Here is a 13,089-nt window from a genome sequence, read left to right as displayed (position 1 = left end):
ACATACAACAGGGATGTCTTATGAGCGTATATCCGATGCCGTTACAAACGTTATTACTTGAATCCATTGAACAGGTCGAAGAGATTTTAGACCGGATGAAGAGGGAACTAACGACAGCTGCCATGGATCTTTTTACCCATTGTGAAGATAGCCCAGCTTTGGTCAACCATGTAGAAGACCATCACGGTCCAAATCCTACGAATTTATGGGATATGTGGAATGGTCATTTGAGGGACCAATATATTCATGAGGCGGTCGAATTTTGTTACAACACTATCCAAATCGATCATGCAATCAATGCCATGGGCCATGATTTGACACCGTCCGATTTTGAATTCCTTAAAAATCGTCACCGGGACTACTTGCAGCACCTTTTGTCATCCCCATTTCCTTCTTCACCAGGACAAGCTGTAGGACTTCAGCGTGGAAAAGCCTTATTCGTAGAAGGATGGCCTGCACACATTATGCTGAAATTCTTTCAGCTGGAATGGCAAACGTTGCAGCGCATCTTGCCTGACAACTCATGGGAACATCACAGTCTTCGCTTGTTAATCACTAAGCGGTTAATTAGAGGCTTGCATCTTCAGTGGCAAGCCTATCAAGGGATGGACACTTGGCGCTGGGATGTCCTAGCCAGAACTCTTGCCCACATCACCTCTTTTAGTCCGGCGCCAGGGATATCCACAGATCTTCGCGAGATATTCCGTGAACTCCAGCAGCGTGAACAGCTTACTGGCATCGTGTTAGTGGATGAACAAGATTCCTACCACACGGGGCACGTCCTTGCTGGCGCTATACCCCGCCGTGTCCCGGAGTCTTTAGACATTGATTCCCTAATTCACCAAACCCGAAGCGAAGGACAGGTTATATTCCGCAACCTCCCATCTGCCAGTCCCGACAGCGTTCATCGCCCCCCCTTTGTATCCCCCCGTGCGGTGGGGCTATGGCCGATAAATCCTCATCACGTTCTGCATTCCCCTGTGCTCGTGGTCTTTAGTCCCTGGCCCGGCTATTTTTCCGGCGAAAAGACAAAGAATTTCTGGAACATGCTGCGCCTCATACTTAGTCATTATGTGTAAAGACTTCGGCGCTAGAGTTGCGCCACGCGTTTTCGGTCACCCTATTTTTCTAATAAGAGTCTGGGTTAGAATTGCGGTCCATAGCTCCATGTCGAATCCAACAATCGGCATTGCCGCATGGGTTTAAAGAAACTTTCATGGATCATCTGTACATCATCGGATGGCCCCTGAGCGAATATGCTCACACCCCGCCTAATCAATACTAACGTAGTCAAGTTCAAGTGCGGGGAATCGATTACGACAAGGAATTTCCAAGAAAAATAACCTTTTCCTCCTTATTGATTAGAAACGGGTCGTATGAGGTGCCTATAATAGGGCATATACCAATCAAGGGACGGGATATGATGAGCATTTCGTGGAATGAATTCATGGATCGACATGCCGATAAATTTCGCGGGTCAGTGGAGTCTATCAAACAAGTTCAAGAACGCCGCTATAAGGGTAAAGTTCAGGCAATTTATGACTCGTTGCAAAAACCGGTTTTGGATATCGGTTCTGGTCGAGGAGAATGGTTGACAATATTGCATGAAGCCCATATTCCGGCCATTGGCATCGAATTAAACCCTTTGCAAGCTCAACGCCTCATCGAACAAGGCCTTACCGTTCATTGTGAAGACGCGATAAAATATCTTCGAAATCGGCCCGCCGATTCATTATCGGTAGTCACAGCGTTCCAAGTAGTAGAACACTGGTCTGCTCCTTTAGTCTGGGAAGCTATCAATCTCGCGTACAATGCATTAAGTACCGGAGGGCTGTTGATTCTTGAGACGGTCAACGTATCGTCCGTATGGGCATGGAACCATTTTGCATATGACCCAACTCATACATTGCCATTGCCTCCAGATTTATTGAAATTTATGGTTGAGCAAGCGGGTTTTGAACCAGTAACAGTAGAATTCTTCGCGTCTGTTCCTGAGCACATGCAATTGCCCGTGAATTCTCCTCAGGTGCACGCCCTCAATCAATGGCTCTACGGTCCACAAGATTACGCTGTATTTGGAATGAAATAAATGGAATGTCGCAAGAGTCTTAATACGATCTACTCGGTATATCATCTAAAAATCGAAAGAATTCATCCCATTCACAGACGCCAGCTGCAAAAAGGACGAACGGGGAGTGAACACCGTGCCATGAATCCGAACGACATCAGCCCACCTGAGTGCATGGCCTTCTTGATCGTGAGCGAGATGAAAAAGACAGCCGCATGCAGCAAATCCTTGAGGCCCCACAGACTGTAAATGCCGGTCCCCAAACATCGCGTAAACCCGTCGTCAGCCATTGTGTTTCCTCACCATAAAGTTTTAGCTGGTCTCCGCAATGGGTTGATCAACATCGTGAGAAGCTTGAACGATGTTAAATAATTCCTTTTTCCCGGGCAATCGCAATCGCTTCGACGCGATTTTTAGCGGAAAGCTTACTGAAGATTTCCGTCCATAGATTTTTTACCGAGCCTTCCGCTAAAAATAAAGCGGCTGCGATCTGACGATTTGTCGCGCCATTTTGGGCGAGTTGGAGCACCTTCCGTTCCCTTTCAGTCAAGGCGTCTTGCTGAAATAATTCCGACAGGCGGGCTTGCATACTGGGTGTAATCCACATCTTCCCCTCTAAAACCGCTTCGATGGCCCGAACCACTTCGTCAGTGGGCGTGTCCTTTAACACATAACCGGATGCTCCTGCGGCCAGGCCCTGGCGTAAGTACTCATCTTTAGCAAACGTGGTCAAGAGTAAACAGCGGACATCAGGACACAGGCGGCGGATTTCGCGTGTCGCCCAAATCCCGTCTCCGCGTGGCATTTGAATATCCAAGAGCACTACATCGGGCTTGAGGTTTCGGACCAGCTCCACCCCTTCTTGCCCGGAGGCCGCATATCCAATGACCTCAATGGCGGGCTGCAAGGACAGCAAGGCCACCAAGGCGTCACGCACCAGAGATTGGTCTTCGATAATCATAATCCGAATCATAGATGTCTTCGCACGCTCCTTTTGAGACCTCAACAAATTCTCCTGTGATCACAAGGGATGTGCCCTGCTCCGGAAAGCTTATAATATCCACTTTTCCATTCCATTTTGCGGCCCGACTTTTTATTCCTTGAAGTCCGTGCCCATGGGCTTGACTGAACCCTTTCCCATTATCTTCAATGACCAATGTCCAGCCGTTATCATCGCCCCTGAGTTGAATACGAACGGTGCTGGCGTGGGCATGACGCAGAATATTTGTAATCCCTTCTCGCAAAATCAAATCCCAATCCGCCTGAAGTCGAGGACTCGCTGTCACAGGGGGATTCCAATCTAACGTGGTCTCAATCTTAGCCCGCTTCAGTTCATTAACCATATCGAAGACAGGAGTATAACTTGGCAATGTCTCAACCACCTGCCGCACTTCATCCAAAGAACGGCGGGCGATCCCTAATAACGACTCGGTTTCTTCCTGGCCCTTATTCCATTGGGTCCGTTTCAAATCTTACCTTCCGCACGTGGTGAGAACAAAAAATTATTTTTTTGGGGCTGATCGCAAAGGAGATAGTGCCTTGCATGGCGAAGTAATCTCTTATGAACACACCAATGCCTACACCGCTCGTTGTGGGAGCCGGACCGGTCATCCGGGCCCTCTGTGAGGAAATCGGATTAGTCGAGGCCGTGAATCAGACCGTGGCGTGGGATGCGCAGCGTTGCCATCTGTCGCCCGGTGAACGGATTTTCGCGCTTATCGTCAATTTGCTCACCGCTCGTCAACCGCTGTATCGCGTTCACGAGCAATTTCAGTTGACCGATGTGCCCTTATTATTTGGATCCGGCCGCACCGCGGCCGATTTTACCGATGACGCGCTCGGACGCGCTTTGGACAAAGTCGCCGCGGCCGGCGGTGCCACCGTTTTCAGTGCCGTCGCAACGCGAGCCCTCGTGCACGACCACGTGTGGACGCCCGATCATCCGGTGTTTGTCCACTGGGATAGTACGACTCGCTCGGTCTATGGCACGTATCCGGACCCTGACTCGGCAAGCGGAGTGCATCCCACCTATGGCCATTCCAAGGATCATCGTCCCGATCTCCGCCAAATTCTTCTGACGCTATTGGGGACCCGGGAAGGCATTCCCGTGGTGGGCACGGTGCAAGACGGGAATCTGAGTGATAAAACCCTCAATGCCGAGATGATTGCGGCCTTAGACGATTACTTTTCGCCCCAGCAACTCCAACAACTCGTCTATGTGGCCGATTCCGCTCTCGTCACGGGCCCCAACTTAAAGGCGATGGCTGATCGTTCGCTCCGCTTTCTCTCGCGTTGTCCGGATACCTTTCGGGCGGCGCAAGAGGCGAAAACGGCCGCCTTGGCGGCCAACGCCTGGGTTCCCCTCGGCAAAATCGGGGAGCGTACCGATGCCACTTCCTATGCGGCCGCAGAACAGACCGGCCACATTGAGGGTCGATCCTATCGCCTTGTGGTTTATCGTTCCGATCATCTGGCTGAGCGAAAAGCTCACACCATCGCCCGCCAGATCGACCGGGCCTATGATCAGTTAACCCGGGCAGCGACTCGCCTCGCGGGGACCGTGTTTGCCTGTGCTCATGATGCCGAAGCGGCCGTGGCCGCTTGGCAGGCTACCGCGCAATGGCATCATGTCGAAGCGACGGTCGTCGCGGAAACACAAGTCACCCAACGCGCGACTCGCGGGCGTCCTCGCCACGATGCGCCCGATCCGGCCACCACCACGGTATACCGGGTCCGTCCCACCATCGGGGCGGTCGATGCGCAACGCGTGCAGGCCGCACAGGACCGCGCAGCGACCTTTGTGCTCATCACGAATCTGCCCTCCACGCCTTTTGATGCCCGCCGATTGCTCGAAGAATACAAAGGGCAGACGGTCATTGAACAACGCTTTCGCTTTTTAAAAGATCCGACCTTTGTGGATGCGCTCTATGTGCAAAAGCCGGAACGGGTCGAGGCCTTAGGCTATGTGCTCTTGCTCGCCGCATTGGTGCTCAGCCTCATCGAACGCCGGGCTCGGCAGGCCCCGCCCCTTCCCACGCCAACCCGTGGTCTATTGGCGCGGCCCACCGGGCAGGAAGTGTTACATCATCTGCGTGGACTCATTGTCATGCCCCTCGATGCTCAGACCCGTCAACTCTTTGTCCCGGCGGTTCACACCCAGCCGGTAGCGGCCATTTTGGCCGCCTTGGGTTTCACAGACACGATTTACACGCAGGTGCCATCGAGACCCTCGGGATAAATTCCTCTGCTTTCACCCATCACGTGCGGAAGAGGAGTCAAATGTTCCCGGATTAATTCGGCTTTGAGTACGATAAGGGTCAAAGAATGGCCCAAGACATCGTGCAAGTTTTGCGCAATGCGTTCGCGTTCTTGTAATTTAATGAGTTCCTTTTCTTGCTCCCTGGCACGTTGTAAGGCCGTATAGGCTTTGTGCAAAGCACGCGTCTGACGCGTGCTTTGGCTATTGCTCCACATGGCCAAAATAAACACAAGACCAAAGACCGTATCAATCATGAGAGCATCGCGGCTGGGTGAACCCACAGCACTATAGGTAGCGGCAATGCCCAGATACGTATCCACAATGCCCAACACCTTATTGGGCCAAACACTAAAGCCCAGATCACTGGAGATGACAAACGGGGCAAATACGCCAGCTCCTTGCAGATTATAGGAGACGAACGAACCCATAATCACTTCGATGATTAACCACCAGCTCGTATAAGGTTCGTGATCCCAAATGTTAAGAAAGGGTGCCATCGCCATGGCCACACTAAACACCAGGTCCACAACGCCAAAGGGCCAAAAATGGGGCTGACCCATGATTAATGACGCAGACAACGGTAATAATAAGATGGCTAAGCGCATAATCCGCAAGACGGTCAAATTGCCTCTAAACATGTGGCGTTTCCCACCGGAAGAACTTCACCGCCAAAGCCCCTGCTAATAATCCTGTTAAGGCCAGTGCCATCAGATCACTCCCTAAATGACTCAAAGACGTCCCGTGAACCACAACCCCCCGTAAGCCACTCGTTAAAAATCTTAGGGGTAACACATTAGCCAGGGGCCGCACAAAGGACGGCAATTGGCTTACCGGATAAAAGACTCCCGCTAAGAACATCATCGGCAAGCTAATGATATTCGTCAATGCTGTAGCCAGCTCCATGGTATTGGCAACCCCGGCAATCAAGAAACCCACCGTCATAAACGCCAACTCACCTAAAATTAGAAAGGGAATCATGGCCAAGAGATGGCCTGCTGGCTTAAAGTGATATAACCCTTCGGCCACACTCAGAATCAAAAACGCTTGCGCCAGAGCCATGATCATCTGGGTGGTCATCCTCGCCGCAATAAAGGTTGAGGTAGGCAAGGGGGTACCGCGAATCCGCCGCAATATCCCTTGGCTTCGGTAGGTAATGAGGCTGGTACCGGAAAACAGGCCGGTATTCATTAACGTCATCCCTAAAATACCCGGCGCTAAAAAGTCGATATAGGACGTCCCGTGGACGTGGATGTGACGAATCGTCGTGTGAAACATGATAGGAGCGTGTAGAGCCTTAAGATTCATCGTCGTAATCACGCCTTGCAAAACGGATAACGCCGTTTGCGAAGTCGGATCATTGGTAGTCACCAAGGTGAGATGGCGTCGTGAAATCTCCACCAATAAAGCGATTTGTCCCGATTTTAACGCCGCGAGACCTGAGGTCATTAGGCTTACTTTCATTCCTGGCACATGATGCAAAGCAGAAATCAAAGCCCCACGGGCCATGCCCTGCCCTTCAATACCGATATGTGCAGAAAAACTAGGATTTTGACCAAAAGCTGTGCCAATTAACACCATAAACACGATGGGAAATGCAAACGTCCAAAACAATGCATCTCGGGCCCTAAGTAACATCATCGTATTCGCCCACACTAACGCTCCATAGGCTTTCATACCGCAAGTCGCCTCCCCGTCAGCCGCAAAAACACATCCTCAAGTGTCGCTTCACGAATACTGAGGCGGTGAATCACGCCACCCTGCCTTCGAATCAGGTCAAGTAAAGTCCCCATCTGGTCAGCCGCATTCACAACATGCGCGATAAGTTGATCATGATCGTGGTGAAAGTTCCAGGGTGCTTGCATTAAATAATCGAGCCCCTCGCCTTCTAACACCACGGTTTGTTCCGGCGCATAATCGCGCAACAATTGATCAACCGTCCCTTGTACCAAAATCTTGCCATGATCCATAATCACCACCGTATCGGCCAAATAAGCGGCTTCCTCCATGTAATGGGTGGTTAAGAGCACGGTCCGCCCCTCTTGGCGCATAGATTCCACTAGTGTCCAAATATCGCGGCGTGCCGCCGGATCAAGACCTGTAGTGGGCTCATCTAAAAAGACCAGTTCGGGATCATTAATCAACGCTAACGCCAAGGCAACCCGCTGCTGTTGTCCACCGGAAAGTTGGGAAATCCGTTGATGCCGCTTTTCAAACAATCCGACGTGTTTTAACAAACCCTCCACAGACCGGTGATAGGAGAAAAACGCTCCAAACAAGTGCAGTGTTTCCTCAACGGAAAGCCGATCAAAAAACGACGTATTCTGTAAACTGATCCCGATGCGGTTCTTTACATCGCGGGTGTTTTTTCGAATATCTGTGTCCAATACATGAATCTCACCCGCATCAGCTCGCTGTAATCCCTCTAAAATTTCTAGCAAGGTGGTTTTCCCCGCGCCATTGGGCCCTAAAATCGCCACAATTTGACCGCGGGGAATAGACATCGAGACATGATCTAAGGCTAGTACAGACCCGTATTGTTTCACCACACCGGTCATCTCAATCACGTTCATGAGCGAGATAAGCCTCCCTTGCTGCCCACCAAAGTGAAGTATTTGATCCGATCATGACGGAAAGGCAAAAACTCAGCGAGAATCAAAGGTCATAACTTGTGATGACTTTCGTCACCGGAACCGAAATTTGCCCATAAATCAAACTCAGTGGATATGGTATTAGGAAACAGCCCACAAGCAGTATAATAAGCGCTATGAAAACTGATCGCGTCCTATCACCAAAAACACTACGCATGACGGACAAGGCACATGGGTCCGCAGATGACGCTATTCGGCAGTTCGTTTTAGACTTCTACGGCCATTTGCGAGAGCATCGTGCAGTCCAAAGCTTGTGGAACCGGGCAAGTGAAGCCCAAAAAATCGACCTGTTGCACATTCATGAGCGGTATGTAGAAGCTGTTGTGCAAAATTCTACTCTGAAAACCCGGATGATGCGGGCAAAACAATTGGCCTTGCGTTATGAGCGCATGGGACTTCCCTTATGGTGTCTATCGCAGGCTTCATCGCACTTAGCGCAGTGGCTTGCTAAATCCCCAGAGTCTTTAGTGGACACCAAAGAGAACGCTCTGCAATCTCTTCCGGTTATCATGGAAGATTTATCATTTCAGTATGCCGAACTATCCAAAAGACGGGACCATGAATGGAAAATTCTCATGGACGTAACCGCTTTATTGGAGCGGCATGAGGCTTCCATGGGATTACCTGAAGTCTTAGCCTTATTCACCCAGTCTCAAGCCGTAACTGGAATTTGGATCGGATCATGGTCTGAAACAGACGATCAGCTCATTACCCAACACCTTATGGGTATCAAAGAGATATCACCAGACGATCTTCGAAAATGGTTGCAACACTTGCGTAGTCAAGGACAATGGATCATTGGCCGGGGTATTGCTTGTGACAAAGAAAACCGAGCGTGCCATACACGCCACACGCCGGTTTCTCCGCACTGGTGGCAATCTGCTTTTGTTCTTCCCTTGCATACCGAGTCCACAGGATCAAGAGATACCTATACGATTTGTATTTTTTTTAGCCCGATCCCGCGCTACTTTATGCAACAACCGCAAAAAGACCTATGGCAACAAATTGCCCATAAAATCCATACGGTCATGACATCGACAATTAAAACCGCAGTGCCTGCTGAAGCTACGTTACCAGCTGAACGCCTGTATCATGCCTTGCTAAACGCGGTCCAGGCCCTATTTCGCCCGCGCAGCGACCTGGCTCTCTTGCAAGCCGTGTGTGATCACCTGATTTCGAGTGGTCTTTTCTTGGCGGCTTGGATTGCCCGCCCTGATGCCTCAGGAACCTTTCAACTGGTCGCCGCAGCCGGCTGGGGAACTGAACAATTATCGCATTACCCTGTCAGTATTTATGATGATGGACCGTTAATAGCCAAGGTGTGGAAGCAGGGCACCATCCAACTTCATCAGCACCATCACCAGTTGCCGGGAACCGATGACTGGCATGCCTTTTTAAAGGCCCAAGGCTGGGCCGCCGGTGCCGCCGTACCGATTGACCGCGGCAATGAGCGCTATGCGGTATTGTCCTTAACCACCTCAAAACCGCATGTGTTCAACGAAACCGTGGTGGACCTCATTGTGCATATCGGCCGCCTTATCACCCTAAGTTTGGATGCATGGGATAATACCCGCAAGATCCAACAAGAAAAACAACATCATCAATGGTTAGCGCAGCACGATACCCTCACGCAATTATTCAACCGCTCCGCGGTTTATGATCAGTTGCCAGCGTTATTAGCCACGGCTTCAGACACAAAATGGGTCGGCATTGCCTTACTCGATTTGGACAATTTTAAAACCATTAACGACACCTGGGGACATGCCGCAGGCGACGCTGTCTTGCGCATATTGGGACAACGCCTGCAAAAAAGTCTGCGTCCAACCGATCTCGTAGCGCGCTGGGGTGGGGATGAATTTCTCGGATGAATTTCTCATCGTGTTGAGCGACATCCATTCCTATGCGGAGCTCCGTCACCGTCTCAATCGCTTTAAGTTAACTGTGCTCTCCCCTGTCCAAGTCCCTCCTTTGCCCTCTCCCTTTCCCCTTAAAGGAAGCCTAGGATTAACCCTCTATCCCCTCGACGCAGGTCATGCCGAGCCTGAACGCCTCATTTCTCACGCTGATGAAGCCCTTTATATTGCTAAACGGCATAAGCAAGAACGTCGCCCTTGGTGGCACATCTACTCTATGCCATCATCTCCGGCACCATAAGCATGCCAGGCGGCATGTCAGGAGAAACGGGGCAAGGTCAACGTCGTGAAATCGTGTTGTTCCCACGTTTCGGCCTCTTCCGGACGCCCGAGCGCAAAGCCCTGCACCGCATGGACACCCTCATCTTGGAGTTTGTGTATCCATTCGCGGGCTTCAATCCCTTCAGCAATAATCAAGGCGCCATGCAGTTTCGCCCACTTGACCCACTGTCTTAAGCTATCAGGTAAGCCATTAGCCCATTCATGGACAATAGACAAACTAAGTTTAACAATTTGCGGTCGTAGAGCTTCTAAGCGCTGTTTGGTCGAAAACTGTATGCCGGCATCATCAAGGGCTAACACATGTCCATGCTCTTTGAGCCACGAGATGGCCTTTATCCCGTCTTCGGTAAGAGGATGCGTTTCGGTGATTTCCCAGATAATCCGCTCATTTTCAGTATACCGGCTCCATAGAGGAATTTGAGCTGTAGATAACGCGCTGATGTTAACGAATAATTTACCCGGTAGGCGGCTGGCACGCTCAATCGCTTGCGTAATGGCAATGGCATCCAATGCCTCAAGCTCTTTTGCATCTGTCACGGCGGAAAAAACTTGATCGGGAGGACATCCATTCCAAAATCGTGTGAGGGCCTCAAACCCTAACCACTGGCCATCCACATTCCATATGGGCTGAAAAACGGAACGAACCTTATGCGTCGTTAAGGCATGGTTCAATGCTTCGCGGGCACAAGCACTCATGATATGTCCTCCACAAATTTCGACATCCAGTACTACAAAATGTTATTCGCTCATTCGACCAAAAATCCTTTTATCCGACAATTAATTCTTGTGCTAAGAAATTCTGTGGATAACATTCCTGAGAAATCCAGATAGTAGTAGAAGTTATCACTCCATATAGGCGTTCGAGAGCATACATTGTCGGACGTATTTCCCATTCTTGATATCCCTACGGTCTTCTTCCCGCAAAATCTGAACAACAAAAACAGGAAACCCCACCCAGGTGTCGAATTTAATCCCTTGTTACCAAGGCCTAAAAATACGTGACGGGAACGTGAGGAGGGTTTATTGGTGAAAAAATCACTGGGAGTCATGACAGCAGGAGCCATGGTCAGTGTGCTCGCCTTATCCGGAGCCGCTTTTGCACAAAAACATCACGATCAGAAAGATCATCCTAAGCATATGGAAACGATTCACGGAGTTTTTGAATCGGGTAGCTTTACGGGATCAGAAATTACTGTCAAAACATCTTCAGGCAAATTAGTGACCATCGATCTAACAGGATCAACGCGCATCTCATTAGAAGCGCAAGGATCGGTCAGTGCTATTATGACCGCCTTACAAAAACATCAATTGCGGATTACTGCGGAAGTCAAACCGGGAACAAAGGCCTTTATGGCCAGTAAAATTGAGGCCCATTTAAATGTGGAAAAAGATTCCCATCATCAAGACCATAAAGATGCTGCGAAAAAAGAGGCCCACCACAAAGATCATTAAGAACAATCCTGCTGATCTCTAAATGATGATTCACATCTCTAACCCCAAAGATCTTAAGGGGCTTAGAGATGTTTTTGGTTTGGGGTATTTTCTCATTCTGCGTATGATAACCGGGTCCAAACAAATCTCTTGGTTTGGTGATTCCCTGATATTCGTGTACTCTCCTTCTATCTCACCCCTAAGGGTGAATGAGGTGTTTGCCACAAAATTCACCGTTCGCGGTGATAGTCCTATCCCAATTTCTCCTCTACCTTTAAGCATGCGAACATAATCCTGTTGCCTGATTCCTTGGGATTACTCGCACAAAGGGCTCCTCTAGCCGGAGCTTTCCATCCTGATCTCATAAGAAAGAAGGAGTTGTAAAGATGACAGCCAAGACCAAATTGATTGGTGCAGGTGCCGCAATCGCCGCCATGCTCGCTGCGATGGGCGCCTCCAGTTTTGCACAGTTTACCTCAACCTCTACGAGCACCTCACAAAGCTTTACGGCAGGCACAGTAAAAATTACCGTCAGTCAAGGCGCTTTAAAATACATGGAAAGTGAGCACGCCATGGGTCCAAATAGCATCAATATGAACATTGACAGTCCCGCGAACATGGCTCCTGGAGATACCTGGTCTGCTCCTTTGACTGTGACAAATAACGGAAGTCTGACGGAACTGTTTACGATTAGTTCTAGCGGGATGTCCGGGGCATTATTTAGTGGCTCAACGCCTGCTGACGTCACATACAATCTTGCTGGGCCAGGACCCGAAACTCCCCTAACCTCTAGCGACTACGTCGTCTTAGCACCCGGTAAGTCCATCACCGTGATGGTCAATGTTCATCTTCCCTATGGAGTGGGCAACGGCTATCAAGGAGCCCAAGGTGCTTTCACTATCACAGCTTCGGCAGAACAGGCGGACAACACCTCTCTAGCTCCGGGCGATCAGCTCATCAATCCAGGTTCTTCACAACCCAATCCGCCAGCAGGTACCAACAATCCGCCGCCTCAGGCATAAAAAACCATCCTATTTTTGGGAGTAAATAGGATGGCTGAGAATTTCTTCCTCTCTATGGCTATTGTACTGGGTGGCTTATCAAGAAACAAGGGCTAAAGGGGCAAGGGACCATGCCAACCAAATGCACTAAACGTATTTCATTCTCATCCTGGCTTGGGTGGCACCGGTCCCGCACCGCCCTCAAAATCGGTTTCGTAGCGGGTTATTGGGGCATGTGGCTAATTCTCACACGCCAACTTGTCGTCAAACGACCTGAAGTGCTCATAATCACCGGGATCTTACCCATTATTTGGGGCTATGAGATGTACCGGGAAGTGAGACATTTCGATCAAGGCATCATTACGCCAGTAACCGGTATTGTGTGGAGCACGTGGATTCTCCTCGCCCTACTTTTTCTGGTTTATAGCCTCATGCATAAACCTTTGCATTTGCTGTGATATAAAGATTTCTCACCATTGATGTTTGC

Annotated in this window: 14 protein-coding genes; 8 read left to right on the top strand and 6 right to left on the bottom strand. The window is 49.9% G+C overall.

Features of this window, described 5'->3' with window-relative positions; all coding sequences use genetic code 11:
• Nucleotides 1-20 precede the first annotated feature (20 nt).
• Nucleotides 21-1,079 (top strand): hypothetical protein, encoded by a 1,059-nt coding sequence (locus B8987_RS06480; protein ID WP_139793477.1) that lies wholly within the window; start codon nucleotides 21-23, stop codon nucleotides 1,077-1,079.
• Between the two features lie 341 nt (nucleotides 1,080-1,420).
• Entirely contained in the window at nucleotides 1,421-2,089 is a 669-nt protein-coding gene (locus B8987_RS06475; protein WP_242940631.1) for a class I SAM-dependent methyltransferase, read from the top strand.
• Between the two features lie 343 nt (nucleotides 2,090-2,432).
• Here B8987_RS06475 and B8987_RS06465 read toward each other — a convergent pair whose 3' ends face one another.
• Both B8987_RS06465 and B8987_RS06460 read right to left on the bottom strand, forming a co-directional pair.
• A complete protein-coding gene (locus B8987_RS06465; RefSeq protein ID WP_020375297.1) occupies nucleotides 2,433-3,041 on the bottom strand; it encodes a response regulator transcription factor in 609 nt (202 codons plus the stop codon).
• Entirely contained in the window at nucleotides 2,998-3,537 is a 540-nt protein-coding gene (locus tag B8987_RS06460) for a sensor histidine kinase (RefSeq protein WP_084661019.1), read from the bottom strand. The genes B8987_RS06465 and B8987_RS06460 overlap by 44 nt, the downstream gene beginning before the upstream one ends.
• A gap of 104 nt (nucleotides 3,538-3,641) precedes the next feature.
• On the opposite strand from B8987_RS06460, the gene B8987_RS06455 reads away from it, so the two are divergent.
• Entirely contained in the window at nucleotides 3,642-5,306 is a 1,665-nt protein-coding gene (locus B8987_RS06455; RefSeq protein ID WP_176213264.1) for an IS1634 family transposase, read from the top strand.
• Here the strand turns inward: B8987_RS06455 and B8987_RS06450 are convergent.
• The 3 genes from B8987_RS06450 to B8987_RS06440 are packed head-to-tail and all read right to left on the bottom strand — an operon-like array spanning nucleotide 5,273 to nucleotide 7,897.
• On the bottom strand, nucleotides 5,273-5,965 hold the full coding sequence (locus B8987_RS06450; RefSeq protein ID WP_084661018.1) for a histidine kinase: 693 nt from the start codon (nucleotides 5,963-5,965) through the stop codon (nucleotides 5,273-5,275). The genes B8987_RS06455 and B8987_RS06450 overlap by 34 nt on opposite strands.
• Nucleotides 5,958-7,001 (bottom strand): ABC transporter permease, encoded by a 1,044-nt coding sequence (locus B8987_RS06445; protein WP_028962626.1) that lies wholly within the window; start codon nucleotides 6,999-7,001, stop codon nucleotides 5,958-5,960. Before B8987_RS06445 ends, B8987_RS06450 begins: the two co-directional genes overlap by 8 nt.
• Entirely contained in the window at nucleotides 6,998-7,897 is a 900-nt protein-coding gene (locus B8987_RS06440; RefSeq protein ID WP_020375294.1) for an ABC transporter ATP-binding protein, read from the bottom strand. The genes B8987_RS06445 and B8987_RS06440 overlap by 4 nt, the downstream gene beginning before the upstream one ends.
• Nucleotides 7,898-8,091: 194 nt before the next feature.
• On the opposite strand from B8987_RS06440, the gene B8987_RS06435 reads away from it, so the two are divergent.
• Entirely contained in the window at nucleotides 8,092-9,843 is a 1,752-nt protein-coding gene (locus tag B8987_RS06435; RefSeq protein WP_084661017.1) for a sensor domain-containing diguanylate cyclase, read from the top strand.
• Nucleotides 9,827-10,129 (top strand): diguanylate cyclase domain-containing protein, encoded by a 303-nt coding sequence (locus tag B8987_RS06430; RefSeq protein ID WP_084661016.1) that lies wholly within the window; start codon nucleotides 9,827-9,829, stop codon nucleotides 10,127-10,129. The genes B8987_RS06435 and B8987_RS06430 overlap by 17 nt, the downstream gene beginning before the upstream one ends.
• Nucleotides 10,130-10,146: 17 nt before the next feature.
• Here the strand turns inward: B8987_RS06430 and B8987_RS06425 are convergent, their stop codons facing one another.
• Entirely contained in the window at nucleotides 10,147-10,866 is a 720-nt protein-coding gene (locus B8987_RS06425) for an EAL domain-containing protein (protein WP_051351110.1), read from the bottom strand.
• Between the two features lie 330 nt (nucleotides 10,867-11,196).
• Here B8987_RS06425 and B8987_RS06420 point away from each other — a divergent pair, with 330 nt between their 5' ends.
• The 3 genes from B8987_RS06420 to B8987_RS06410 all read left to right on the top strand — a co-directional run bounded on the left by B8987_RS06420 (nucleotide 11,197) and on the right by B8987_RS06410 (nucleotide 13,060).
• Nucleotides 11,197-11,622, top strand: a complete 426-nt coding sequence (locus B8987_RS06420) for a hypothetical protein (RefSeq protein ID WP_242823801.1) — start codon at nucleotides 11,197-11,199, stop codon at nucleotides 11,620-11,622.
• A 365-nt stretch (nucleotides 11,623-11,987) separates the two neighbouring features.
• Nucleotides 11,988-12,623 carry a hypothetical protein gene (locus B8987_RS06415; protein ID WP_028962623.1) on the top strand — a complete coding sequence of 212 codons (636 nt, stop codon included), beginning with the start codon at nucleotides 11,988-11,990 and terminating at the stop codon, nucleotides 12,621-12,623.
• Between the two features lie 110 nt (nucleotides 12,624-12,733).
• Entirely contained in the window at nucleotides 12,734-13,060 is a 327-nt protein-coding gene (locus B8987_RS06410) for a hypothetical protein (protein WP_084661015.1), read from the top strand.
• Nucleotides 13,061-13,089 lie beyond the last annotated feature (29 nt).

It is taken from the genome of Sulfobacillus thermosulfidooxidans DSM 9293 (assembly GCF_900176145.1).
Lineage (GTDB): Bacteria > Bacillota > Sulfobacillia > Sulfobacillales > Sulfobacillaceae > Sulfobacillus > Sulfobacillus thermosulfidooxidans.
Note: the sequence above shows the minus strand (reverse complement) of the source record. Positions and strands in the feature narration are given on the sequence as shown.